The sequence below is a fragment of the Streptomyces sp. NPDC030893 genome, from assembly GCF_055571535.1.
In genome coordinates this window covers 187299-210204 of record NZ_JBVIFC010000012.1, presented here as the reverse complement: position 1 = coordinate 210204, position 22906 = coordinate 187299, and the positions used below count along the sequence as shown (strand labels likewise).

The following is a 22906-nucleotide window of genomic DNA, read 5'->3' as shown; positions in this document are numbered from 1 at the left end:
ATCGTCCGACCAGGCTATCCGAGCGGCGGCCGGGCCCCGTCGGGGAGGATGGGAGGCATGGACGCCGAGCTGTTCCCCAGGGGACGGACCGAGATCGCGCCGGGCGCGGTGCACGTGCCGGACTGGCTGGACGCGCGTGAGCAGCGGGAGCTGGTCGGCCACTGCCGCGAGTGGGCCCGGCCGCCCGCCGGGCTCCGTGTCGTCCGCACACCCGGCGGCGGCACCATGACCGCCCGGCAGGTGTGCCTCGGATGGCACTGGTACCCGTACGGCTATGCCCGCACCGTCGTCGACGGCGACGGCGCGCCGGTGAAGCCCTTCCCCGGGCGCCTCGCCGAACTGGGCCGCCGCGCGGTGACCGACGCGCTGGGCCGGAACGCCGCGCGCACGGCCGCGTACGACATCGCGCTGGTCAACTTCTACGACGCCGACGCCCGTATGGGCATGCACCGCGACGGCGACGAGAGAGCGGACGCCCCCGTGGTGTCGGTGAGCCTCGGCGACACCTGCGTCTTCCGCTTCGGCAACCCCGGGACGCGGGCCCGCCCGTACACGGACGTGGAGCTGCGCAGCGGTGACCTGTTCGTCTTCGGCGGGCCGTCCCGGTTCGCGTACCACGGCGTGCCCCGGGTGCACGGAGGCACCGGACCGCCGGAGTTGGGGCTGACCGGGCGGCTGAACATCACGCTGCGGGTCAGCGGCCTGTAGTCCGCGCCGCTTGCGGATCATGGGAGACTCGCCCTCATGAGCGGGAAGGCGGACCCCCGGCCGGCGGGGGATGGGACCACCTCGAGGACGCGGCTGGACCGGGGGCGTGGCGCGCTCGGACCCGCGCTGGAGCTCGTGCACACCGGGCGCGCACCGACCCGCGCGGTGCTCACCGCCGAGCTCGGCGTGACCCGCGCGACGGCCGGCGCGGTCGCCGCCGAACTGGAGGCGCTCGGCCTGATCAGGGTGGACGCCCGGCCCGGCGCGGCGGCCGGCTCGCAGGGGCGGCCCTCGCACCGGCTCTCCGTCGCGGAGGACGGTCCCGTGGCGCTCGCCGCGCAGGTGCACTCCGACGGTTTCCGCGCGGCGCTCGTCGGGCTCGGCGGCCGTATCGTCGCCACGGCACCCGGCTGCGAGGTCGTCGACGCCGACCCGGCGAAGGTGCTCGGCTCCGTCGTCGCGGCCGGCGCCGAACTGCTGCGGGAGACCGGACGGCGGTGCGTGGGCGCCGGACTCGCCGTGCCGTCGGCGGTGGCCGAACCGGAAGGGCTCGCCCTCAACCCGCTGCACCTGGCCTGGCCGCCCGGAGCCCCGGTGCGGGAGATCTTCGCCGAACAGGTGCGCGCGGCCGGGCTGCGGGGGCCCGCCTTCGCGGCCAACGACGTCAACCTCGCCGCCCTCGCCGAACACCGGCACGGCGCCGGGCGGGGCTCCCGCGACCTGCTGTGCGTGGCCACCGGCCACCGTGGTGTGGGCGGGGCGCTGGTGCTCGACGGCCGTCTGCACTCGGGGAGTTCGGGTCTGGCCCTGGAGGTCGGCCACCTCGCCGTGAACCCCGAGGGCCGTCCCTGCCACTGCGGCGGCCGCGGCTGCCTCGACGTCGAGGCGGACCCGCTGGCCCTGCTCACCGCGGCGGGGCGCGCGCCGGGCCCCGAGATGTCCCTGCTGAAGCAGGCCGACGACCTGATCCGCGGGCAGTACGACGACCCGGACGTGCGCGGCGCCACCGAGTCCCTCATCGACCGGCTCGGCCTCGGCCTCGCCGGACTGGTCAACATCCTCAACCCGGACCGGATCATCCTCGGCGGCCTGCACCGCACCCTGCTGGAGGCCGACCCGGACCGGCTGCGCGCCGTCGTCGCCGACCGCAGCCTGTGGGGCCGCAGCGGCGGCGTCCCGATCCTCGCCTGCACCCTGGACCACAACAGCCTGGTCGGCGCGGCGGAACTGGCCTGGCAGCCGGTGCTGGACGACCCTCTGGGAACACTCGGCCAGTGATCTCGCACCAGGCGCACACACCAGGCGCACACAAGAGGGACCACATGACCGACCGGCTCACCGCCGGCGTCCTGAGCACCGGCATCATGGGCGCGGCGATGGCCCGGAACCCCGCCCGCGCGGGTCACACCGCCCGGGCCCGGAACCGCACCCGTGCCGAGGCCGAACCGCTCGCCGCCGACCACGTACACATCGCCGGCACCCCCGCCGAGGCGGTCGAGTCCGCCGGCCTCGCGCTCACCGTGCCGTACGACGGTGACGCCACCCCGGAGACGACACGCCGGGCCGCCCCCGCCCTGCGCCCCGGAACGGTCGGGGCGCAGTCCGGCACCGCGGGCGTCGAGAGCGTCGCCGAACTGGCCGGCTTCGCCCGTGAGCACGGGCGGCACCTCTACGACGCCCCGGTGCCGCGCACCCGCGAGCCCGCCGAGGCCGGACGGCCGACGGCGCTCGCCGCCGGACCCGCCGAGCGCCGGAACAGGTGTCCCCCTGGGCCCGGATCGCTCCGGTGTGCCCGTCCTCGTCCCGGGGCAGGCCGCGGAACGTCTTGTAGATGATCCGCCCGTGCCCGGCGGCGAACTTCCGCGCCTGCTCGACGTCGTTGGTCACCAGCGTCGGCGGGATGGCCAGGCCGAGCCGAGCGGTGAGCCGGAGCTGGGCGGGCTTGAAGTCCGCGGCCGTCACCGCACCAGGGGTGTTCGACGCGGTGGGCGCCCGCACCGTGTGGACGGGCGAGGACGCGGGCGACGGCCGGCGCGACACGTCCGAAGCTCGTCGCCGACAGCCGGGTGGTCGCGGCCACCGCCGCCGTCGGCGAGACCCTCGCCCCGGCCGAAGCCCTCGATGTCTCCCCGACACGGGCCGTCCGTGCGCCAGGGCCGGGCCGGTCCTCGACGGGCGGCTCACTCCGGCCCCGTTCGCCGCGACGACCGCCGCGAAGGACGCCAGACTGATCGTGCGGGCCGGTGAACGGCACGACGCCCGCCCGGACGTCGCCGCCGTCGCCGAACGAGGGGAGCGGGCCGCCGGCCGGGGCCACGGCGACGAGACAGGGCGGCGGCCTGCCACGCCGGCTTCCACGACGGGCCCGCTCGCTCCGCCGGAGCACCCGCCTCCACCCCCCACCGTCCAGACACCGAGGAGACCGTAGTGTCCAAGCCCCCACTGCCGCCCGAGGCCCACGCCCTCCTGCGCGAGCCCAACCCCTGCGTCATGGCCACCCTGCGTTCCGACGGCGCGCCGGTGTCCACCCCCACCTGGTACCTCTGGGAGGACGGCCGCGCACTGATCAACTTCGACGGGGGCCGGGTGCGTCTGAAGCACGTCCGCCGTGACCCGCGCGTCACCCTCACCGTCCTGTCCGGGGACGACTGGTACACCCATGTCACCCTGATCGGCCGCGTGGCCGAGCTCTACGACGACGAGGCCCTGACCGACATCGACCGCCTGTCCCGGCACTACACGGGCGACCCCTACCCCGACCGTGAGCGGGCCAGGGTGAGCGGCTGGGTCGAGGTCGAGCGCTGGCACGGCTGGGGCGCCCTGAAGGACAGCGACCAGGCGTCCGGCTGACCCCCGGTGTCCCCGGCGCCCGAGGGCACCGGGGACACGACTGCCCGCGGAAGCGGCGGGGGTGCCCCACCGTCCGTCAGCCGGGGACGGTCGAGCGGGCCGGGGCCCGTTCGGGGTGGTGGGACTCGGGGGTGTGCTCGACGAACGCGACCTCCGCGAACCGGTGGTCCGCGGACTCGGCGGCCGCGAGCCGCGGGCGCCGGTCCCAGGCCACCGGGGCGTCCGCGGACGGTGCCGGCAGCGTGAACCACACGACCTTGCCGGCCTCGCCGTCCGGCACCGCGCCCCAGCTCTCGCTCATCGCGGCCACCATCGCCAGCCCGCGTCCGCAGGTGGCGAGCGGTCCGGCGTCCTCCACGACCGGCAGACGCGGATCGTGGTCGTACACCGAGACCTTGAGCCGGTCGAGCAGCAGCTCCATCTCGACGGTGCACGTCTTGTCGGGCTGGGCATGCCGGTGGACGTTGGACAACAGCTCTGTCACACCGAGCGAGGCCCGGTCTATCAGCGAATCCATATGCCAGTAGCGCAACTGCGCAGATACGATTCTGCGGACCTGGCCGATCCGCGACGGCAGGGCTTGGAGCTCCACCGTGCAGTGCCTGCTTGGGTGACTGATCACGGCTGCGACTCCCCGACGTGAGGTCCGGAAGAACACGGAGTACGGATCCAGCAGGGCGCCTGCGTGACGCTGCCGCCTGCTGTCGTGGCCGGCGGGCTGGTTCGCAGCGTTATCGCCGGTAAACCCAGAGTGACGTGAGACCAGCGTGACGCAGTGGATGGGGTGGCGCAACTCGCGGACATCTCAGGCGCCGCGCCCCGACGCCCGGCGGACGGCCTCGATGAAACGGCGGGCCGCCGGCGGGCCGGGCTCACCCGGCGCCGGGTCGTGGTCACCGAGAGTGAGCAGGTACCGGTTGCCGTTGAGGTCCGCGAGCGCCCGGTCCTCGGGCGCGAACCACGGCTTGGCCGCGCGGACGGCCTGCACCGGCGCGCTGTCTATCTCGCTGCCGTAGCTGGTGAGCAGCTCCAGCCGGCCGCCGCTGATCCGGACCTGTCCGGCCCGGGTGAGCGAACGCAGCCGTGTGCCGATCCGCACGCCCGTGGCCGTGAACTCCGGCTCCGCCATGCCACCCGCCCCCTCTGCGCGTCGGTGTGCCGGACCGTGCTCCGCGGGCCGGCTCCTGCCAGGATCCTGCCCGGATCCGGTGTGCCTTGCTCCCGCCGGTGCAGTCTGCCCCCACCTGCCGCCGAGCACCAGTGCACGCGTCCCCGTTCCCCGGCGCAGGGGGAGCACTCGCGCCAATGCGCCCCCCTCCTCCGCGCCCCGTGCGCCCCAGGGGTCCTTTGAGTCGCCCAAAGTACTGTTTATGCAGGTGAGAGGCGGTGTGGATGATGCCTATGATCGGGGTACCGGCCGCGCGGGACGCCGTCGGCGCTCAGCGTAAGGAGCCCTGTCGTGAGCACTCCCCAACCGACCCCGACCGGCGCCACCCTCGACGTCGACCACAGCGACTCCGCCTACCGGGGCTGGCTGAAGGAGGCCGTGCGCAGGGTCCAGGCCGACGCCAACCGCTCGGCCGACACCCATCTGCTGCGCTTCCCGCTGCCCGAGCGGTGGGGCATCGACCTCTATCTGAAGGACGAGTCGACCCACCCGACCGGCAGTCTCAAGCACCGGCTGGCCCGTTCGCTCTTCCTGTACGCGCTGTGCAATGGCTGGATCCGTCCGGGCCGCCCGGTGATCGAGGCATCCAGCGGCTCCACGGCCGTGTCGGAGGCATACTTCGCCCAGCTGATCGGCGTGCCCTTCATCGCGGTCATGCCGCGCACGACGAGCGCCGAGAAGTGCCGTCTGATCGAGTTCCACGGCGGGCGGTGCCACTTCGTGGACGACCCCCGCACGATGTACGAGGCCTCCGCCGCCCTCGCGGCGGAGACCGGCGGCCACTACATGGACCAGTTCACCTACGCCGAACGGGCCACGGACTGGCGGGGCAACAACAACATCGCCGAATCGATCTTCCGTCAGCTGGAGCTGGAACGGTTCCCGGAGCCCGCGTGGATCGTCGCCACGGCCGGCACCGGCGGCACCTCGGCGACCCTGGCGCGCTACGTCCACTACATGCAGTACGACACCCGCATCTGTGTGGCCGACCCCGAGAACTCGTGTTTCTTCGAGGGCTGGACGACCGGTGACCCGGACGTCGCCTGTGTCCGCGGCTCCCGGATCGAGGGCATCGGCCGGCCGCGTATGGAGCCGAGCTTCGTGCCCGGCGCGATCGACCGGATGATGAAGGTGCCCGACGCGGCCAGTGTCGCGGCCGTGCGGGCGCTGGAGGGCGTCATCGGCCGCAAGGCGGGCGGTTCCACCGGCACCGGACTGTGGGGCGCGCTGAAGCTCGTCGCGGAGATGGTCGCGGAGGGCAGACGGGGGAGCGTGGTGACGCTGCTGTGCGATCCGGGGGACCGGTACCTGGACAAGTACTACTCGGACGCCTGGCTGGCCGAGCAGGGCCTGGACATCGCCCCGTACTCGGCGGCGGTCGAGTCGCTGCTGCGGACGGGCGTCTGGCCCGGCTGACGTCCGGGTCCGGGCCGGACGACGGGTCATGCGGAGGACGAGCGGATCGTTCCGCACCTCCGCCGGGGGACCCGAGGCGGTCGCGGCGCGACTACCGTGCGAGCCGCCGGTCCAGGGAGGCCACCGCGGAGCGGAACGACCCCGCCAGCCCCGGCCGGGCGGCCCCCAGCGCGAGCCGGAACGGCGCCGTGCCGTCGGCCGCCATCGTCCAGCGGATCCGCGTGCCCGTCCCGGCCGGGACGAGCCGCCACTCCTCGGCCAGTGCGCGGGCACCCGGCACATTGGTCACGTCCACGCGATAGGCGTACACCTCGGGTGCCTTCGTCACCAGGACCGTCTCCCGGAACCGGGCCCCGCCCAGCAGGCGGATCTCCCGCCCCGCGCCGCCGTCGAGAGGGCGGGCCAGGGTGACCGTCCCGAACCACTGCGACCAGCCGGTCACGTCCTCGGCCAGTGCGCGGAAGACCCGCTCCGGCGGGGCGGACATCTCCCGGTCGAAGAGCAGACGGACGGGTGCCGCTGCCACGAACTCGTGCCCCACGGGGCGCAGACGGTGGGCCATGGACGTATCCCCCTGGACGGACGCCGACTTCGGACCTCAAGGACGGGCGGACGGGCACCCGGGACGCGGTCGCCCCCGGCGTCCCGTCAGATGTCGCCGGTCTCCGCGGCGTCCTCGGGCTCGCCCGCCACCACCAGTCGCCGCAGCTGCTCGGACACCTCCGCGCGCGCCCCCTCCGGCAGCCCCGAGTCGGTGACGAGCGTGTCCACCTGCTCCAGGGACGCGAACGAACTGAGGCCCACCGTCCCCCACTTGGTGTGATCCGCGATCACGACCACCCGCCGGGCCGACTGCACCAGACGGCGGTTGGTCTCGGCCTCCGCGAGGTTCGGCGTCGACAGCCCCGCCTCGACCGATATCCCGTGCACCCCGAGGAACAGCAGATCGAAGTGGAGCGCCGCGATGGCCTGGTCGGCCACCGGCCCCACCAGCGAGTCGGACGGCGTGCGCACCCCGCCCGTCAGGACGACCGTGGCCGCGCCCTGCCGGGGCCCGGAGGTGCGCTGCGCCGCGTGGAAGACGTCGGCCACCCGCACCGAGTTGGTGACCACCGTGAGATCGGGGACGTCGATCAGCCGGTGCGCCAGCGCGTACGTCGTCGTACCGCCCGACAGCGCGATCGCGGCACCGGGGGCGACCAGCCCGGCCGCCGCCCGCGCGATGTCCTCCTTGGCGGTCTGCTCCAGGCCGGACTTGGCCTCGAAGCCCGGTTCGTGGGTGCTCGCCTCGACCAGCGGGACCGCGCCGCCGTGCACCTTCTCCAGTACGCCCTGGCGGGCCAGCGCGTCCAGGTCGCGGCGGACCGTCATGTCCGACACGCCGAGCTTGCGGGTCAGCTCGTTGACCCGGACCCCGCCCCGGCGCCGGACCTCGTCGAGGATCAGGGTGCGCCGCTGCTCCGCGAGCAGGTTCTGATTCTCGCTCACGTACGCTCCGGTCCTTTCGCCGCAAAGCCCTCCGACACGCCTCACACACCCACTGCGACGAGCGGATTCCCTCCCGGCACCGGTGCGCGGACGTCCCATCCTCGCACGGCGGCCCCCGGACGGCGCCACCGGTGGGTCGACGCGAACATGCCATTGACGTGCCGTGTCGGTGCTTGTCCCGGCACGGATCGGGGAGATTGGGTGACGAGAGGTGCGAGCCCGTCCCGTCACGGGGGATCCTGTGGCCGAACGGACGGAGCCGACGGGGTGTCACGGGGGATGTGCGAATCGGTGGAAAGCGCGCGGCAGTACAGACCGGCCGAGGGGGACAGCGGTTCCGCCGCCCGGCCCGCGGAGCCGGGGGCGGCCCTGGAGCTCCTGGTCCACGGGGTGGGCGGAACCACCCCGGAGGAGATGCTCAACGACCCGCGCACGGTCCGGATCACCGGTGACGACGTCGCCGCCGTGTTCCGCCGCGCCGACGACGCCGACGCGGAACACCGGCCCGACGGGCGCCGCGAGGGCCCCGTCCCCGAGGCCTACGTCTGGTGCAACCTCACCTCCGGCAACGGCACCCGCGCCCTGTGGCTGCTGCTGCTCCCCTTCATGGTGGTCAACCTCGCCCACTGGATGCGCCCCACCGCCCGCGGCCGCCGCCGCACGGTCCGGCTCTACGGCCTGCTGGTCCGGCTGACCGGGCTGAGCCTGACGGTGCTGCTCGTCGCGGCCGCCTGCGAGGTCGCCCTCGACCTGACCGCGTGGCAGTGCGCCGGCACCCACGCCTGCGCCGACCGGCACTCCTGGCTGGGCTTCCTCTCGCCGGAGAGCTCCGACGGCGGCTGGTGGAGCGCCCCGGGGCGCAGGCTCGCCCTCGCCGCCCTGGTGCCCACCGCCCTCACCGGCCTGCTGTGGTTCCTGTCGCGGCGCACCTGGAGCGCCTACGAGTCCCAGCAGCCGCCGGCCCGGGACCCCGAGCCCGAGGAGGACGGCATCCCCACCGCGCTGGGCCGGCCCGGTTTCTGGTACGGCCGGCGCCTGGTCTCCCGGCTGCGCGCCGCGCACACCGCCGCCGGACTGCTGACGGTCGCCGCCGCCGTCGGCTCGGCCGCCGCCCGGTACGACCGCGCACCGGGCGGACCGGCGGCCCTGGCCGTCCTCGGTGTGCTCCTGGAGGCGGTCCTGGCCGCCGGGGCGGGCGCCGTGGTGTGGGTGGTCTGCCGCCGGGGCCGCAGCGAACGCCGGCTGGACAGCGCGCTCGACCGGCGGCTGGTGCGGTGCCTGCCCCTGGCCGCCCTCGTGCTGCTCGTGCTCGCCGTGCTGTACGCCGGATGGGAGCGACCCGGGTGGCAGTCGTCCGGCCGGCTGCCGGGCGACGCCGCCTTCGGCGCCCTCGTCCTCGCACAGGGCCTGCTCGTGATCGTCCTCGCCGGGGTCGCCCACGCCCTCCACCGCACCGACCCCGACCGGCGCGCCGCCATGCGGGGCCTGGCCGGACCGGCCGTCGCCATGCTCGCCTGCGCGCTCGGCGGTGTGATGTCCGGCGGTGTCTCCCAGCGGGTCGCCGACTGGCTGGACGGCACCGGCGCCTCGATGCCCGGGCCGCCGGTGCTGCTCACCTGGCAGGCCTCCGTGATCCCCCCGCTGCTGGTCCTGCTGCTGGTGATGTGCTGCTGGCTCGCCCGGCGCGCCTGGCGGATCGCCCGCGCGGAACGCGCCGCGGTCGAGCACGAGTACGCCGGTGAGCCGGGCGACCCCGGCCGCACCCGCCGGATCGCCTCCGTCCGCGCGATGGCCTCCCTCACCGACCGCGGCCCGCGCGTCCTCGCCGTCACCTCCGCCGCCACCCTGGTGCTCGGCGCCGGCGCCCTCGTCGGCGCCCTCGCCACCGACAAGACCCCGGGGGAGGCCGCGCGCGGCTCGTACGCCGTCGTCCACGGCGCGGCCGAGACCGCGCAGGCGCTGGGCTCCTGGCTGATCGGACTCGGCTTCATACTGTTCGTCACCTGGGGCCGCCGCGCCTACAAGGACGCCTCCGCGCGGCGCACCATCGGCATCCTGTGGGACGTCGGCACCTTCTGGCCGCGCGCCGCGCACCCCTTCGCGCCGCCCTGCTACGCCGAGCGCGCCGTGCCCGATCTGACCTGGCGGATCGCCACCTGGACCCGGTCCACCGGAGGACGGCTGGTGCTCTCCGGCCACTCCCAGGGCAGCGTCCTCGCCGCCGCCGCGGCCTGGCAGCTCCCCCCGTCCACCCGCAGACGGGTCGCCCTGCTGACCTACGGCTCCCCGCTGGAGCGGCTCTACGGCCGCTGGTTCCCCGCCCACTTCGGGCCGGACGCGCTCGGCTTCCTGCACCAGGAGGTCGACTGCTGGCGCAACCTCCACCGCCGCACCGACCCCATCGGCGGTCCGATCCGGCTGCCCGGCGACCGCGGCCCCGCCGTGGACCGCCCCGCCCTCCAGGACCCCCTCGCCTACGGGCGCACCGAGACCCACCCGCTGCCCGCGCCGATCCACGGCCACTCCGACTACCAGGCCGATCCGGCGTTCGCCGAGGAGCGCCGCCGGCTGCTCGCCCGCCTGCGGCCCGGGGTGCCGGCCCCACGGCACACCGAGGAGCCCGGCGACGGCCCGCCGGCCTGAGCGCGCCGCGCTCAGGGAAGCGGGGGCAGGTCCTCGGCGTACAGCAGGGACAGGTCGTCGGTGGTCGGCTCGTCGAGCTGGGCGACACGGCTCGCGTGCCGCTCGACCATCGCCTCGAAGGTCTGCCGCGCGGTGCGCCCGTTGCCGAACGCCGGTCCTCTGGGAATCTCCGTGAAGTACGCCAGCAGGGCCTCGTCGGCGCCCGGCGCCAGCCGGTACTCGTGCTCCTCGGCCTGCTGCCGCACGATGCGCAGCAGCTCCCCGGGCGCGTAGTCGCCGAAGGTGATGGTCCGCGAGAAACGGGACGCCACACCCGGGTTGACCGACAGGAACCGCTCCATCTCGGCCGTGTACCCGGCGACGATCACCACCACCGCGTCCCGCTGGTCCTCCATCAGCTTCACCAGGGTGTCGATGGCCTCCTTGCCGAAGTCGCGCCCGGCGTCCTGGGGGGAGAGCGCGTACGCCTCGTCGATGAACAGCACACCGCCGCGCGCCCTCTCGAACGCCTCCTGGGTGCGGATCGCCGTGGAACCGATGTGCTCGCCGACCAGGTCCACCCGGGACACCTCGACCAGATGCCCCTGCTCCAGCACCCCGAGCGAGGCGAGGATCTCGCCGTACAGGCGGGCGACGGTGGTCTTGCCGGTGCCGGGGGAGCCGGTGAACACCAGGTGCCGCTTGACCGACGCCGCCTTCAGCCCCGCCTGCTGCCGGCGCCGGCCCACCTCGATCATGTCGGTGAGGGCCCGCACCTCGCGCTTGACGCTCTCCAGGCCCACCAGCGCGTCGAGTTCACCGAGCACGGCCTTGGAGGTGCGGCTCTCCGGCTCCGGCACGGAGGCGGGCGCGGGCGGTGCCGGCTCGGGGGCCCGGGCGACGGGAACGGCGCCCAGCAGCCCGGTGGTGGAACGGCCCGTCGTCTGCACGGCCGGCTCCGGCGCCGCGGGCGCCCGCAGGCTGCCGCTCTCGTCGCTCGTGCAGTCCTCGACGACCGGGCCGCCCGAGCCGGACGCCGTGTCCGCGCCCTCGGCGAACTCGTAACCGCCGCGCGCGCAGCGCTCCGTACGGCACTTGCGCAGCGTCGTACGGCTGCCGTCGATCACATGGAAGCCGTAGCCGCCACTGCCCGTGACCCGGCAGTTCACGAAGGTGCCGCGGCCACCGGCCGAGACGTAGACACCCGCCTCGGCGGGCGAGCCGACCGTGCAGCGTTCGACGGTGGGGTCGGCGCCCTTGGTGACGATCACTCCGGTCTGGGTGCCGTCCAGGGTGCAATTGCTGAGGGTGCCGCCGCTGCCGTGGTCGCGGAACCAGGCGCCGGTCGCCGCCTCCCGGATCCGGCAGTCGTCGAGCTGTGCGGTGGCGCCGTCGCTCACCGACACGGCCGTGTTGCGCACCTGCGACAGATCGCTGTCGACGACGTCCGCGCGGGAGCCGCGGTCGAGGACGAACAGCGCGTCGGGCACGTCGTGCACCCGGCAGGAGTCCAGTACGGCCGTGGCGCCGTCGCTCACCCACACCGCCGGGTAGTCGCCGGTGCTGTCGAAGATCTCGCACTGGTTGGCGTCCACGCGCGTGCCCGGGTCCCACACCGACAGACCGTTGCGGCCGAACTGCCGCACGCTGGTGCGGGTCAGGGTGAGCACCGAGCGGGACCGCAGGTCGACCGCGTTCTCCGGGATGTCGTGGATCCGGCAGTCGGCCAGCGTCAGTACCGCGTCCGTGTCCAGGGTGACGCCGTCCCCCGTCGTACGGTGCACATCGCAGTCGGTGAGGTGCGCGGTGGCGCGGCCGGTCACCTGGACGCCGCTGCCCCGCACCTCGTAGACCTCGCAACCCACCGCCTCCAGCGCCGAGTTCTCCCCGGTCGCGGTCAGTCCCGAGCCCGCGGCGTGGTGCACCCGGCAGCGCTCCAGCCGCGGGTGGGCGCCGCCGCGCACGGCGACCCCCGCCTGCCCGGCGGACACCACCTCGCACTCCTCGAACACCCCGCCCCCGCCGTCCAGTACGGCGATGCCGACCCCCGCGGGATTGTCGACCGTGCAGCGCCGCACGGTGGGCCGGGCGCCGCCGCGCACCTCGATGCCGGCCGCGGAGCGGGTGACGACCCGGACGTCCCGCAGCTCCGGGGTCCCCTCCTCGACGAGCACGGCCGGGGCGGTGGCGTCCTGGCCCTCCACGTGCAGGTCCCGTATGACCGCCGAGGAGCGCACGGTCAGCGGGACGCCGTCCACCGGCGCGATGCGCACCGAGCCGGGTGAGCCCTCCGGGCCGCGCAGCGTCACCGCCCGCAGGACGACGAGGTTCTCCCGGTAGGTACCGGGAGCGACGGTGAGGACGTCGCCTTCGGCCGCGGCCTCCAGGGCGGCGGCGAGCGATGCGTACTCACCCGTGCGGCGGCGCCACCTCGATGTGCCGGTGTGCGTCACCTGGACCGTGCCCTGTGCCATGGCTGAGCTGTGCCCCCACCCTGTCGTACTGATGGCTCGTTCCCGCCCGTGTTCTCGCCGATCGGTTCGGCCGGGACCACCGTAGCGTGCGCGCGGGCACGGGGTTGACCGGAGCGGGAACGCCGTTCGGCCCGTCCTCACGGTGCCGTGGCGGGCGCGGACAGCACGACGCCGCCGGGCGGAAGCCCGGCGGCGGCCGGTGCGAGGCGTGGGTGCGCCGCGGGGCGGCGACCTTTCCCCTGTCGTCGATCGGCATCCGGTGCCGGCCCCCGGCCGGTCCCCGGAACTCCACTACGACCTCCCGGAGCGGCAGCCTCCGGAAGGCCCTGACCGGGTGGATGCGGATCGACTGCGGACGCGCCTTCCCCAGGGGGCCGTGGTGCCGGACGGCACCGACAGCCCCGGGGACGGCTCAGTACCCGCGGTACTGCTGCTGGTTGTACGGATCGTGGTACGGCGCGGGGGCCGGGCGGGGCGCCGCGGGGCGCATCGCCTCGTAGCCGGCGGGCGGGGCCGGACGCGGCGGCTGCGGCTGGGGGCCGGGGTAGCCGCGCGGCGCGGTGGCCTGCTGCGGGATGTAGGCCGTATGCGCCTGCTGGAGCGGCGCGGGCTGCGGCGCCTGCGGATAGCCGTAGGCGGGCTGGGACGGGGCCGCCGGGAGGGCGGGCAACGCCGAGGGAAGCGCGGGCAGATGGCTGACCGGCGCCTCGTACGCGGCGGGGACCCGGATCGGGGCGATCTGCGGGGTGCCCCGCTCGGCCACGAGCGAGTCGTAGATCGGGGTGTCCGGGAAGGAGGCGGAGTAGTAACCGCCGCCATAAGTGGAGCGGGGGGAGGTCATGGCACATAAGTTAAGCCCACGATGTGCTTTTGGGGAGACCGGTAAGAGGGTTGTTTTCTGCGCCCGCCGTGACCTGGCATCACTAATGCGAGCGAAGTTGGGGAAAACGGTCAATCCGCTGAGCGGATTTCGTGTAAAGACCGAGTTCCGGGCCGGTTACCGGGGGTTGACCCCTGTGTCCCACCCCTGTGTTCCGGCACGATCCCCGTGGGCGTTCCCGGTCCGGAAGAATAGGTTGTGCGGACGAAGAACGACGGATGCCGGGACCTGACCTGGCGCGGGCGACCCGTGATGGGGGCGGACATGTCAATGCCGAAGGGATCGAACACACCGGTGCCGACCACGGCACTGCGGGTGGAAGTGGGCTGGCGCTCGGGCCCGGGCGTCCCCGACGCGGACGCCTCGGCGCTCCTGCTGGCCGGCGGTAAGGTCCGCTCCGACAGCGACTTCGTCTTCTACAACCAGCCCGCCCATTCCTCCGGCGCCGTCCGGCACGAGGGCAAGCGGGACACCGGCGGCCGGACCACCGACACGCTGCTCGTCGACCTCGCGCGCGTGGAGCCCGGCATCGAGACGGTGATCCTGGCCGCCTCGTCCGACGGCGGCCCGTTCGGCCGGGTCCCGGATCTGTACATCGAGGTCAAGGACGCCGCGAGCGGCACATCGGCCGCGCGCTTCGACAGCGCGGGCGCGACCACGGAGACGGCGTTCGTGCTCGGCGAGTTCTACCGGCGCCAGGGCGCCTGGAAGTTCCGCGCCGTCGGCCAGGGCTACAGCAGCGGACTCGAGGGCCTCGCCACCGACTACGGCATCACCGTGGACGAACCCCAGCACACCGCCCCGCCCGCCCCTGCGGCCACGGCGCCGTCCGTCGCGGCCCCGGTGACCGCCCCGCCGGTCACCGCGCCCCCCGTCACCATGCCGCCGCCCCCGGCCGCCCCGCCTCCGCCGGCCGCGTCGCCCGAGCCGGTCAGGCTGACGAAGGTCACGCTCACCAAGTCCGCCCCCTCGGTCTCGCTGACCAAACAGGGCGGCACCTCCGGCGCCCTCCAGGTGAACCTCAACTGGGAGGTGCGCAAACAGTTCTCCGGCTGGGCGGGAAAGCTGGGCCGCCCGGTCGCCATGCACTCCGACCTCGACCTCGACCTGTGCGCCCTGTTCGAACTCACCGACGGCAGGAAGGGCGTCGTCCAGGCCCTCGGCAACGCGTTCGGGGCCCTGCACCAGCCCCCGTTCATCCACCTGGACGGCGACGACCGCACCGGCGCCGTGTCGAGCGGTGAGAACCTCACCGTCAACCTCGACCACAAGCACCACTTCCGGCGCATCCTCGTCTTCGTCACCATCTACGAGGGCGCCCGTTCCTTCGCGGACCTGCACGCCACGGTCACCCTCCAGCCGCAGCACGGGGCGGCGATCGACTTCTCCCTCGACGAGTGCACCGTCCCCTCGACGGTCTGCGCGCTCGCCCTGATCACCAACACCGGCGGCGGCGAACTCGTCGTCCAGCGCGAGGCCCGCTACCTCGTCCCGGAGCGCGGAGTGAGCCCCCAGCGCACCGTCGACCACGCCTACGGCTGGGGCATGAACTGGACCCCGGGCCGCAAATGACGGCCGGTCAGCCCTCGTCGGGCACGGCCCGTGGCCGGGAGTAGGTGCGGCCCTTCCAGGCCGCACCGCGCCCCCGGTGGTGCCGCACCGCCGAGTCCACCGTCATCAGCAGGTACAGCGACGCGGTGAGCGGCAGCAGGGGAGCGAGCCACCACGGCTGCCGGTAGTGGCGCAGCATCGGGACGTACGTCCCCGACATCACCAGCCAGGCCGCCGCACCCGGCACCGCGGCGAGCGCGCTCCCCGTCACCGCGCCCACGGCCACCGCGACGGGCGGCACCAGGTACACCAGCGCCAGCCCGGCGACCGTACCGGCCAGCAGCGCCGGGCTGTGCCGCAACTGCGCGTACGCGCTGCGCGACACCATGCGCCACAGGTCGCCCAGCCGCGGATACGGACGCACGCTGTCCACCCCGTCCGCCAGTCCCAGCCAGACACGTCCGCCGCTCCGCTTCACCGCGCGGGCGAGCGAGACGTCGTCGATGACGGCGTGGCGGATGGCGTCGGGGATCCGCGCCCGCGCGGCGGCATCGGCACGCAGCAGCACACAGCCGCCGGCCGCCGCGGCCGTCCGCGTCCCGTCCTTGCCGATCCGGCGGAACGGGTACAGCTGCGCGAAGAAGTAGACGAAGGCCGGCACGACCAGACGCTCCCAGCGGCTCTCCACCCGCAGCCGGGCCATCTGCGACACCACGTCCCAGCCGCCGGTGCGGGCGGCCGCCACCAGCCGGCGCAGACTGTCCGGGGCGTGCGCGATGTCGGCGTCCGTCAGCAGCAGGTACTCGGGGTCACGCGCGCCGGCCAGCGCGATGCCGTGCCGCAGCGCCCAGAGCTTGCCGGTCCAGCCGGCGGGCGGCTCGCCCGGGGTGCCCACCGTGAGCGGCAGCCCGCCGTGCCGCCGCGCGAGGTCGCGCGCGAGCTCCCCGGTGCCGTCGGCGCTGCCGTCGTCGACGAGGAACACCTCGGCCCGGCCCGGATAGTCCTGGGCGAGCACCGACGGCAGACTCGCGGGCAGCACCGCCGCCTCGTCCCGCGCGGGTACGACGACACACACGTCCGGCCATGCGTCCGGATCCCGCAGCGGCGGCAGCCGGACGTCCGTACGCCAGAACCCGCCCTGGCAGAGCAGCAGCCACAACCAGGCGGCGAGGGATCCGGCGGCACTCCACACAAGGGCGCTCACGTGCGCAGTCTGCCCCACGGCACGGCCCCGGAGCGGCTCATCGTCTATCGTGGCCGGGTGAAGATCGCGCTCATGGACTCCGGAATCGGACTGCTGGCGGCCACCGCCGCGGTACGGCGTCTCCGTCCCGACGCCGATCTCGTGCTCTCCCTCGACCCCGAGGGCATGCCGTGGGGACCGAGGACTCCGCAGGACCTGACCGAGCGCGCGGTCGCCGTCGCCGTCGCGGCGGCCGCCCACCGCCCCGACGCGCTGATCGTCGGCTGCAACACCGCCACGGTGCACGCCCTCACCGCCCTGCGCGCCCGCCTCGAACCCGGACTGCCGGTCATCGGCACCGTCCCGGCGATCAAACCGGCCGCGGCGGGCGGCGGGCCGCTGGCGATCTGGGCCACACCGGCCACCACCGGCAGCACCTACCAGCACGACCTCATCGAGGACTTCGCCGGGGGCGTGGCCGTCACCGAGGTGCCCTGCTGGGGACTGGCCGAGGCCGTGGAGCGGGCGGACGAGACGGCGATCGACGCCGCGGTCGCCGCGGCGGCCGACCTCACCCCGGACGATGTGACGACCGTCGTCCTGGGCTGCACCCACTACGAACTCGTCGCCGAGCGCATCCGTGCCGCCGTACAGCGCCCCGGCCGTCCACCGCTCGCGCTGCACGGCTCCGCCGGGGCGGTGGCCGCCCAGGCCCTGCGCCGCCTCGGCGCGCAGCCCGCCCCCGGGGCGCCGGGGAGCGGCACGCTGACGGTGCTGCTCAGCGGGCGCGAGGGCACGCTGCCCGCACCGGCCCTCGACTACGCCGAAGGAAGGCTGCTCCAGCCGCTCGCTCCCGCCCGGACGGCGCAGTAACGCTGTGCTACGAGGTAGCCGCTCAGCGAATCCTGAGTAACCTCAAACGTATGAGGGACCCGCGCCGCGGCGATCACGCCCCGCACACCGAGGTCTGGACCGGTCGGGCCACCGGTCGCTTCCAGTGGCTGCTGGCGCTGATCGGCGCCGCGTGCATGGCGCTCGGCATCGCGCTGGCCGTCGACTCCGCGTGGACGAGCGGTGCCGCGCCGCTGGCCATGGCCGTCGTCGGCTGCATCGCGGCGGGGCTGCTCGTTCTCTTCGGCACCCTCGCCTTCGTGCATGTCGCGCTGCGGGTCGACGAGGACCACCTGGAGGTGCGCTGCGGGCACATGGGCCTGCCGCGCCGCCGGATCCCGCTGTCGCAGGTCGCCGGGGCGGAGTTCGCCCCCCACGTCACCCCGCGGCACTGGGGCGGCTGGGGGTACCGCTGGCGGCCGGAGAAGGGCACGGCCGTCGTCGTGCGCCGGGGTGAGGGCGTCGTTCTTCAAATGTGGGACGGGCACACGTTCACGGTGACCGTGGACGACGCGGAGGCGGCGGTGACCGTCATCCGCGACCGCCTCCGCCCGCGTAGGCCGGGCGCGAAGCACTGAGCCGTGGGGCTGGGGGCGTGATTGCTTCCCCGCCCCCGCCACCCCCTTCCCGGTCCCGGGGCACTGCGGTTGCTCGTGAGCTGGGGGCTCGAAGGGGCGGCCCACGTGTGTGCGGACCGACGAGGTGGCCCGGTGCCGCCCGAGCCGGCCGCCGGAAGGGCACCTCGGGCGGGCACCGGTCGGCCGCGGCCCGTACGGGCCACGGTCCCCGTGCTTCGCCGTGGCGAAGGACCACTCCCCGGGCGACCGTCCTGCGGGGTTCGCCGGCCCGGTGACCGCGAGGCGACAGACCGGAGGGCTTGCCGGTCCGGGTGGCGGTGGCCGTGGGAGGAGCGCGGCCTGGGGAGCTTCCGGTTGGCGGGTGCGTCAGGCGGGCGATCCTTCGGAAGGCTTGTCGGTCCGGTGACTGCGGGGGAGCGTGGCCAAGGCCGGCGGGTGACCCCATGGGCGACGGCGCGCCGCGCGGCGAGGTCCCGCCCGGTTCGGCGGTGGGCCGAAGGGTGCTGCGGTGGGCGGTGGATGGAACACCCGGGTCATGGGGCGGGGCGGTCTCCGCGCGGAGGGGGGCCCGTGTCGTCCGTGAGGGGGCGAGAGGTCGCCAGGCCCGCCAGCAGGCCGCCGCCCACGGTCACCGCCGTGAAGCTCAGCGCGTTGCCCACCGAGGCGATCGCGGCGAGCACCGTCAGCGCCGCGCCCGCCGTCAGCACCACCGGCGTGGCACGCGGACTGCGCCACAGGGCGTAGAGCAGCCAGCCGAAGGCCAGCGCCGGCAGCGCCACCCCGACGACGCCCTGCTCGGCCGCCAGCTGGAGCGGCGCGGAGTGCGGCTTGCCGTCGGACAGCGGCGACCGGCCCGATGCGGTGCTGACCTCCCCGAAGCGACCCGGGCCCACGCCCAGCACCGCGTGCTCCCGGACCATGTCGACCGCGTCCCGCCACAAGCCCACCCGGCGCGGGGTCAGCCTGCCCTCCAGAGTCGCGGCCAGTCCCTCCGGCAAGGCGCCCCCGCCCACCGCCCAGGTCAGTCCGGTCACCCCGGCGGCGGCCACGCCCAGCCCCATGAGGGCGGGACCCCGGCGCCGTACGCGCCCCACGGCGAGGGAACACAGCAGCACCACCGAACCCGCCACACATCCGGCGACCGAGCCGAGCACCGCCGCGGCCACCACGACACCCACGGCCAGCAGACGCATCGCGAACCGCACCGCCGGCGTGCCGGCCGCCCATGCCGCGCAGCACGCGGCGCCCACCGACAGGGTCACCATGGCGGTGGTCGCGCCGGCGTGCCCCAGCGGAGCGGCGATCTGCGGCCCGGGCGTCAGCTGCGGCACCGCCACCGTCAGGCCGATGCCGGCCAGGGCACCCGCGCAGGGAGCGGCCACCGGCAGGAGCGCCCCGCCGATCCGGCCCGCCGCACAGCCGGCGGCCACGGCCAGCACCGCGAGCAGCATCCCCTCGGGGCGGCCGCCCCGGGTCGCCGCCGTGATCAGCGGCCAGGCGGCGCAGACCCCCAGCAGGACCATCCCCGCCGCGTCCGGCCCGATCGGTCTTTCGCCGTCCGCATCCGGACCGGCGGCAGCCATTCCCGTGGACTCCACCCCGCACCCCGCACCGCGTCGCCCCCGACCTGTGACGGGCCCCGGCCGCCGGCGCCGGCCGCACGATCAGGGCACCGGCACACCGTAACCGCTGGTGGCCGGTTTGGGGATGTGTGGTGACAAGTCGCGCGGAAACGATGCTGCACAGCCTCGCGCACCCAGCGGGGCCCGCGACCCGCGCGGCACGCGCCGTAGACTCCCGGAGTGACCGTCACCGCAACCTCCGTCGGCGAGTCGGACCCGATGCCCCCGCAGACCGCACCGCCCGCGCGGGGCGCTCGCCTCGTGCGTCGTCTCCTCCCGGCCGCCGCAGCCGCGCTCTCGGGCCTGCTCCTCTACGTCAGTTTCCCGCCGCGCACCCTGTGGTGGCTGGCGCTGCCCGCCTTCGCCGTCTTCGGCTGGGTCCTGCGCGGCCGGAGCTGGAAGGCGGCACTCGGCCTCGGCTACCTCTTCGGCCTCGGCTTCCTGCTGCCGCTGCTGGTGTGGACCGGTGTGGAGGTCGGCCCCGGACCGTGGATCGCCCTGGCCGTGATCGAGGCCGTCTTCGTCGCGCTGGTCGGTGCCGGTGTCGCCGCGGTGTCGAAGCTGCCGGGATGGCCGGTGTGGGCGGCGGCGCTGTGGATCGCCGGGGAGGCGGCCCGCGCGCGCGTGCCGTTCAGCGGCTTCCCCTGGGGGAAGGTCGCGTTCGGCCAGGCGGACGGCGTCTTCCTGCCGCTCGCCGCGCTCGGCGGCACCCCGGTGCTCGGCTTCGCGGTCGTCCTGTGCGGCTTCGGCCTGTACGAGGTCGTCCGGCTCGCCGTGCGGGCCCGCCGCGCGGGCACCCTGCACCGGGCCGCGGCGGTCGTCGGTGTGCTGAGCGTCGTGGTCCCCGTGGCCGCCGCGCTCGCGTCCAGGGCGCTGGTCGGTGACAGGGCCGAGACCGGCACCGTGACCGTGGCCGTCATCCAGGGCAACGTGCCCCGGCTGGGTCTGGACTTCAACTCCCAGCGGCGCGCCGTCCTCGACTACCACGCGCGGGAGACGGAGCGCCTGGCCGCCGACGTCGCGGCGGGGAAGGCCGAGCAGCCCGACATCGTGCTGTGGCCGGAGAACTCCTCCGACATCGACCCCTTCGTCAACGACGACGCGCGCGACGTCATCGACCGGGCGGCCAAGGCCATCGGCGCCCCCGTCTCGGTCGGCGGCGTGGTCTCCCGGGACGGCGAGCTGCTCAACGAGCAGATCCTCTGGGACCCGGCGAAGGGCCCCGTCGACACCTACGACAAACGGCAGATCCAGCCGTTCGGCGAGTACCTCCCGCTGCGCTCGCTCGTCGGAGCGATCAACGAGGACTGGACCTCGATGGTCCGCCAGGACTTCAGCCGGGGCGACGAACCCGGGGTGTTCCGGATGAACGGCGCCGGGGTCGGCCTGGTCACCTGCTACGAGGCCGCCTTCGACTGGGCGGTGCGCGACACGGTCACCGCCGGCGCCCAGCTGATCTCGGTGCCCAGCAACAACGCGACCTTCGGCCGCAGCGAGATGACCCACCAGCAGCTCGCGATGTCCCGGGTCCGTGCCGTGGAGCACAGCCGCGCCGTCACCGTGCCGGTGACCAGCGGGGTCAGCGCGATCATCATGCCCGACGGGGAGATCACGCAGAAGACCGGCATGTTCGTCGCCGACTCGCTGGTGCAGGAGGTGCCGCTGCGCTCCTCCCGGACCCCGGCCACCCGTCTCGGCGTCCTGCCGGAGATCGCCCTCGTGCTCGTCGCCGCGGGCGGCCTGGGCTGGGCCGCCGCCACCGGGGTACGCGCACGACGCGCCGGGAACGCTTAGGCACGTGGTGCGGGGGACGCCGTTCCGACCCGTCGGCGACCGGGGCCGGCGACGCGCCGGAGCGGTCCCCGACGTGCCGGGGAGAGCCGCGCGGCGCCGGTTAGGGTCGGCCCATGGCTACTCCTGACTTCATCCGCACACTGCGCGCCTCCGCCGGTCATCAACTGCTGTGGCTCCCGGGAGTCACCGCGCTCGTCTTCGACGACGAGGGCCGGGTGCTGCTGAACCGCAGGTCGGACACGCGCAAGTGGTCGGTGATCGGCGGCATCCCCGACCCGGGGGAGCAGCCCGCGGCCTGCGCCGTGCGGGAGGTCGAGGAGGAGACCGCGGTGCGCTGCGTCGCCGAGCGGGTGCTGCTGGTGCAGGCGCTGGACCCGGTGACGTACGGCAACGGCGACGTCTGCCAGTACATGGACATCACCTTCCGCTGCCGTGCCGTCGGGGGCGAGGCGCGGGTCAACGACGACGAGTCGCTGGACGTCGGCTGGTTCGCCGTGGACGCGCTGCCGGAGCTGCACGAGTTCGCACGCTTCCGGATCAAACAGGCCATGTCCGAGACACCCACATGGTTCGACCCCACTGGAAGCTACTGAACTGCAGGGCGTAACCACATGGGTCGACCCCGGGCCGCTGCCCAGGGTCGTTCCATGACCGCGCCCCCGCCGTTCCGGCCCTCCACGCCGATCCGCTCGACCTCGGTGGCCGTACCGCCCTTGTCACCGGTGCCGCCGGCGGTATCGGCCGCACCTGTGTCCTGCGGCTCGCGGCCGCCGGGGCCAAGGTCAGAGCCGTCGACCGGGACGGCGCGGGACTGGAGGCACTCGCCGAGACGGCCCGCGGCCTCCCGGGCACCGTGGAACCGCACGCCCTGGACCTCACCGGCCTGGACGCGCCGAACTCGCCGCGGCCGGCACCGACGTCCTCGTCAACAACGCCGGACTGCAGCGCGTCGCCCCATCGAGGAGTTCCCGCCCGGCGTCTTCCACACGGTGCTCACCGTGATGCTGGAGGCCCCCTTCCGGCTCATCCGGGGCGCACTGCCCCCTATGTACGGGCAGGAGCGGTGGTTCCGGAGGCCATGTGCGCCACTTCCTCGTGTGCGGTGGGGACGGGTCTGTGTCGGCACACCCCATGCTGGGCGAGGGAGGGCGGTGGTGCAGAGGTCTACAGTGGCCGTGTCGAGCAGACGTCGAGAGCGGCGAGAGCGGCGAGAGCGGTGCCGGTGCCATGCCCCATCCCCTGATGTTCGAGGACGACGACCCGTACCTGGTGCGGCTGCGCCGGGTGGTCCTGGCGTTCCCGGACGCGGAGGAGCGGATCGCGCACGGCCGGCCGGGTTTCCGGGCCGGTAAGTACTTCGCCTGGTACGGCGGTTCGACCAAGGGTGCCGCCGATGCCCGGGTCCACTACGACCGGGCCCTGATCGTCCTGCCGGACGAGGCCGACCGCGCGGCCCTGGCCGAGGACGCCCGCTTCTTCGCACCCGCCTACCTCGCCCCCTCGGGCTGGATCGGCATCGACCTGGCCGCCGGCGGCACGACGGCGCCCGACGACGTGGACTGGCAGGAGGTGGCCGAACTCCTCGACGCCTCCTACCGCCAGGTCGCCGGCGTCCGTCGGGTGGCGCGCCTGGACGGGCGGGGCGGCCCCGCCGGGCCGGCCGAACCGCCCGCCTGAGCCG

The 22906-nt window shown here is 74.6% G+C and carries 19 protein-coding genes and 3 pseudogenes; 14 read left to right on the top strand and 8 right to left on the bottom strand.

The features are described from left to right. The first annotated feature begins 57 nt into the window (after nucleotides 1-57). The 5 genes and pseudogenes from ACZ434_RS22880 (at nucleotide 58) to ACZ434_RS22860 (ending at nucleotide 3558) form a co-directional block, all read left to right on the top strand. Entirely contained in the window at nucleotides 58-708 is a 651-nt protein-coding gene (locus ACZ434_RS22880) for an alpha-ketoglutarate-dependent dioxygenase AlkB family protein (RefSeq protein ID WP_468458652.1), read from the top strand. A gap of 36 nt (nucleotides 709-744) precedes the next feature. Then, entirely contained in the window at nucleotides 745-1986 is a 1242-nt protein-coding gene (locus tag ACZ434_RS22875) for an ROK family protein (protein WP_468458650.1), read from the top strand. Nucleotides 1987-2030: 44 nt separating this feature from the next. After that, nucleotides 2031-2477 (top strand): annotated as a pseudogene (locus ACZ434_RS22870) (NAD(P)-binding domain-containing protein); the annotation flags it as partial. A gap of 203 nt (nucleotides 2478-2680) precedes the next feature. Next, nucleotides 2681-2953, top strand: a pseudogene (locus ACZ434_RS22865) (NAD(P)-dependent oxidoreductase); the annotation flags it as partial. Between the two features lie 182 nt (nucleotides 2954-3135). Further along, complete coding sequence (locus tag ACZ434_RS22860) at nucleotides 3136-3558, top strand: PPOX class F420-dependent oxidoreductase (protein WP_468458648.1); 423 nt, start codon at nucleotides 3136-3138, stop codon at nucleotides 3556-3558. Nucleotides 3559-3634: 76 nt separating this feature from the next. Here ACZ434_RS22860 and ACZ434_RS22855 read toward each other — a convergent pair whose 3' ends face one another. Further along, nucleotides 3635-4180 (bottom strand): ATP-binding protein, encoded by a 546-nt coding sequence (locus ACZ434_RS22855; RefSeq protein ID WP_468458646.1) that lies wholly within the window; start codon nucleotides 4178-4180, stop codon nucleotides 3635-3637. A gap of 183 nt (nucleotides 4181-4363) precedes the next feature. Continuing rightward, nucleotides 4364-4687 carry a hypothetical protein gene (locus ACZ434_RS22850; protein WP_468458644.1) on the bottom strand — a complete coding sequence of 108 codons (324 nt, stop codon included), beginning with the start codon at nucleotides 4685-4687 and terminating at the stop codon, nucleotides 4364-4366. A gap of 330 nt (nucleotides 4688-5017) precedes the next feature. On the opposite strand from ACZ434_RS22850, the gene cds1 reads away from it, so the two are divergent. Then, the gene (gene cds1 / locus ACZ434_RS22845) at nucleotides 5018-6142 is read left to right on the top strand and encodes an L-cysteine desulfhydrase Cds1 (protein WP_468458642.1); all 1125 of its coding nucleotides are present in this window, start codon (nucleotides 5018-5020) and stop codon (nucleotides 6140-6142) included. A gap of 91 nt (nucleotides 6143-6233) precedes the next feature. On the opposite strand, the gene ACZ434_RS22840 is transcribed toward cds1, so the two are convergent. Both ACZ434_RS22840 and ACZ434_RS22835 read right to left on the bottom strand, forming a co-directional pair. Further along, entirely contained in the window at nucleotides 6234-6704 is a 471-nt protein-coding gene (locus ACZ434_RS22840) for an SRPBCC family protein (RefSeq protein WP_468458640.1), read from the bottom strand. Nucleotides 6705-6790: 86 nt separating this feature from the next. Continuing rightward, a complete protein-coding gene (locus tag ACZ434_RS22835; RefSeq protein ID WP_468458638.1) occupies nucleotides 6791-7630 on the bottom strand; it encodes a DeoR/GlpR family DNA-binding transcription regulator in 840 nt (279 codons plus the stop codon). Nucleotides 7631-7921: 291 nt separating this feature from the next. On the opposite strand from ACZ434_RS22835, the gene ACZ434_RS22830 reads away from it, so the two are divergent. Beyond that, nucleotides 7922-10273, top strand: a complete 2352-nt coding sequence (locus ACZ434_RS22830) for a hypothetical protein (protein ID WP_468458636.1) — start codon at nucleotides 7922-7924, stop codon at nucleotides 10271-10273. 11 nt (nucleotides 10274-10284) lie between these two features. On the opposite strand, the gene ACZ434_RS22825 is transcribed toward ACZ434_RS22830, so the two are convergent. Next, a complete protein-coding gene (locus tag ACZ434_RS22825; RefSeq protein ID WP_468458634.1) occupies nucleotides 10285-12726 on the bottom strand; it encodes a right-handed parallel beta-helix repeat-containing protein in 2442 nt (813 codons plus the stop codon). A 412-nt stretch (nucleotides 12727-13138) separates the two neighbouring features. Next, entirely contained in the window at nucleotides 13139-13567 is a 429-nt protein-coding gene (locus ACZ434_RS22820) for a DUF6643 family protein (protein WP_468458632.1), read from the bottom strand. A 309-nt stretch (nucleotides 13568-13876) separates the two neighbouring features. Between ACZ434_RS22820 and ACZ434_RS22815 the strand changes: the two genes are divergently transcribed. Beyond that, a complete protein-coding gene (locus ACZ434_RS22815; protein WP_468458630.1) occupies nucleotides 13877-15178 on the top strand; it encodes a TerD family protein in 1302 nt (433 codons plus the stop codon). 7 nt (nucleotides 15179-15185) lie between these two features. Here ACZ434_RS22815 and ACZ434_RS22810 read toward each other — a convergent pair whose 3' ends face one another. Further along, nucleotides 15186-16379 (bottom strand): glycosyltransferase, encoded by a 1194-nt coding sequence (locus tag ACZ434_RS22810; RefSeq protein ID WP_468458628.1) that lies wholly within the window; start codon nucleotides 16377-16379, stop codon nucleotides 15186-15188. A 39-nt stretch (nucleotides 16380-16418) separates the two neighbouring features. Here ACZ434_RS22810 and ACZ434_RS22805 point away from each other — a divergent pair, with 39 nt between their 5' ends. After that, nucleotides 16419-17213: a glutamate racemase gene (locus tag ACZ434_RS22805; RefSeq protein WP_468458711.1), complete on the top strand. Its 795-nt coding sequence runs from the start codon at nucleotides 16419-16421 to the stop codon at nucleotides 17211-17213. Between the two features lie 50 nt (nucleotides 17214-17263). Beyond that, entirely contained in the window at nucleotides 17264-17809 is a 546-nt protein-coding gene (locus ACZ434_RS22800) for a hypothetical protein (protein ID WP_468458626.1), read from the top strand. Nucleotides 17810-18342: 533 nt separating this feature from the next. Here the strand turns inward: ACZ434_RS22800 and ACZ434_RS22795 are convergent. Further along, complete coding sequence (locus tag ACZ434_RS22795; protein WP_468458709.1) at nucleotides 18343-19332, bottom strand: O-antigen ligase family protein; 990 nt, start codon at nucleotides 19330-19332, stop codon at nucleotides 18343-18345. Nucleotides 19333-19611: 279 nt separating this feature from the next. Here ACZ434_RS22795 and lnt point away from each other — a divergent pair, with 279 nt between their 5' ends. From lnt to ACZ434_RS22775, 4 genes and pseudogenes are all read left to right on the top strand, one after another. Beyond that, on the top strand, nucleotides 19612-21225 hold the full coding sequence (gene lnt, locus ACZ434_RS22790; RefSeq protein WP_468458624.1) for an apolipoprotein N-acyltransferase: 1614 nt from the start codon (nucleotides 19612-19614) through the stop codon (nucleotides 21223-21225). A 113-nt stretch (nucleotides 21226-21338) separates the two neighbouring features. Beyond that, on the top strand, nucleotides 21339-21818 hold the full coding sequence (locus ACZ434_RS22785) for an NUDIX hydrolase (protein ID WP_468458622.1): 480 nt from the start codon (nucleotides 21339-21341) through the stop codon (nucleotides 21816-21818). A 54-nt stretch (nucleotides 21819-21872) separates the two neighbouring features. Next, nucleotides 21873-22283: pseudogene (locus ACZ434_RS22780) on the top strand (SDR family NAD(P)-dependent oxidoreductase); the annotation flags it as partial. 169 nt (nucleotides 22284-22452) lie between these two features. Continuing rightward, nucleotides 22453-22902: an MmcQ/YjbR family DNA-binding protein gene (locus tag ACZ434_RS22775; protein ID WP_468458620.1), complete on the top strand. Its 450-nt coding sequence runs from the start codon at nucleotides 22453-22455 to the stop codon at nucleotides 22900-22902. Nucleotides 22903-22906 lie beyond the last annotated feature (4 nt).

Bases quoted from the DNA above. Each gene is read 5' to 3' on its own strand.
- ACZ434_RS22825 (WP_468458634.1), bottom strand. From the start codon at position 12,726: ATGGCACAGGGCACGGTCCAGGTGACGCACACCGGCACATCGAGGTGG.
- ACZ434_RS22775 (WP_468458620.1), top strand. From the start codon at position 22,453: ATGCCCCATCCCCTGATGTTCGAGGACGACGACCCGTACCTGGTGCGG.
- ACZ434_RS22875 (WP_468458650.1), top strand. From the start codon at position 745: ATGAGCGGGAAGGCGGACCCCCGGCCGGCGGGGGATGGGACCACCTCG.
- ACZ434_RS22840 (WP_468458640.1), bottom strand. From the start codon at position 6,704: ATGGCCCACCGTCTGCGCCCCGTGGGGCACGAGTTCGTGGCAGCGGCA.
- ACZ434_RS22880 (WP_468458652.1), top strand. From the start codon at position 58: ATGGACGCCGAGCTGTTCCCCAGGGGACGGACCGAGATCGCGCCGGGC.
- ACZ434_RS22785 (WP_468458622.1), top strand. From the start codon at position 21,339: ATGGCTACTCCTGACTTCATCCGCACACTGCGCGCCTCCGCCGGTCAT.
- ACZ434_RS22795 (WP_468458709.1), bottom strand. From the start codon at position 19,332: ATGGTCCTGCTGGGGGTCTGCGCCGCCTGGCCGCTGATCACGGCGGCG.
- ACZ434_RS22800 (WP_468458626.1), top strand. From the start codon at position 17,264: ATGAGGGACCCGCGCCGCGGCGATCACGCCCCGCACACCGAGGTCTGG.
- ACZ434_RS22850 (WP_468458644.1), bottom strand. From the start codon at position 4,687: ATGGCGGAGCCGGAGTTCACGGCCACGGGCGTGCGGATCGGCACACGG.
- ACZ434_RS22820 (WP_468458632.1), bottom strand. From the start codon at position 13,567: ATGACCTCCCCCCGCTCCACTTATGGCGGCGGTTACTACTCCGCCTCC.
- ACZ434_RS22815 (WP_468458630.1), top strand. From the start codon at position 13,877: ATGCCGAAGGGATCGAACACACCGGTGCCGACCACGGCACTGCGGGTG.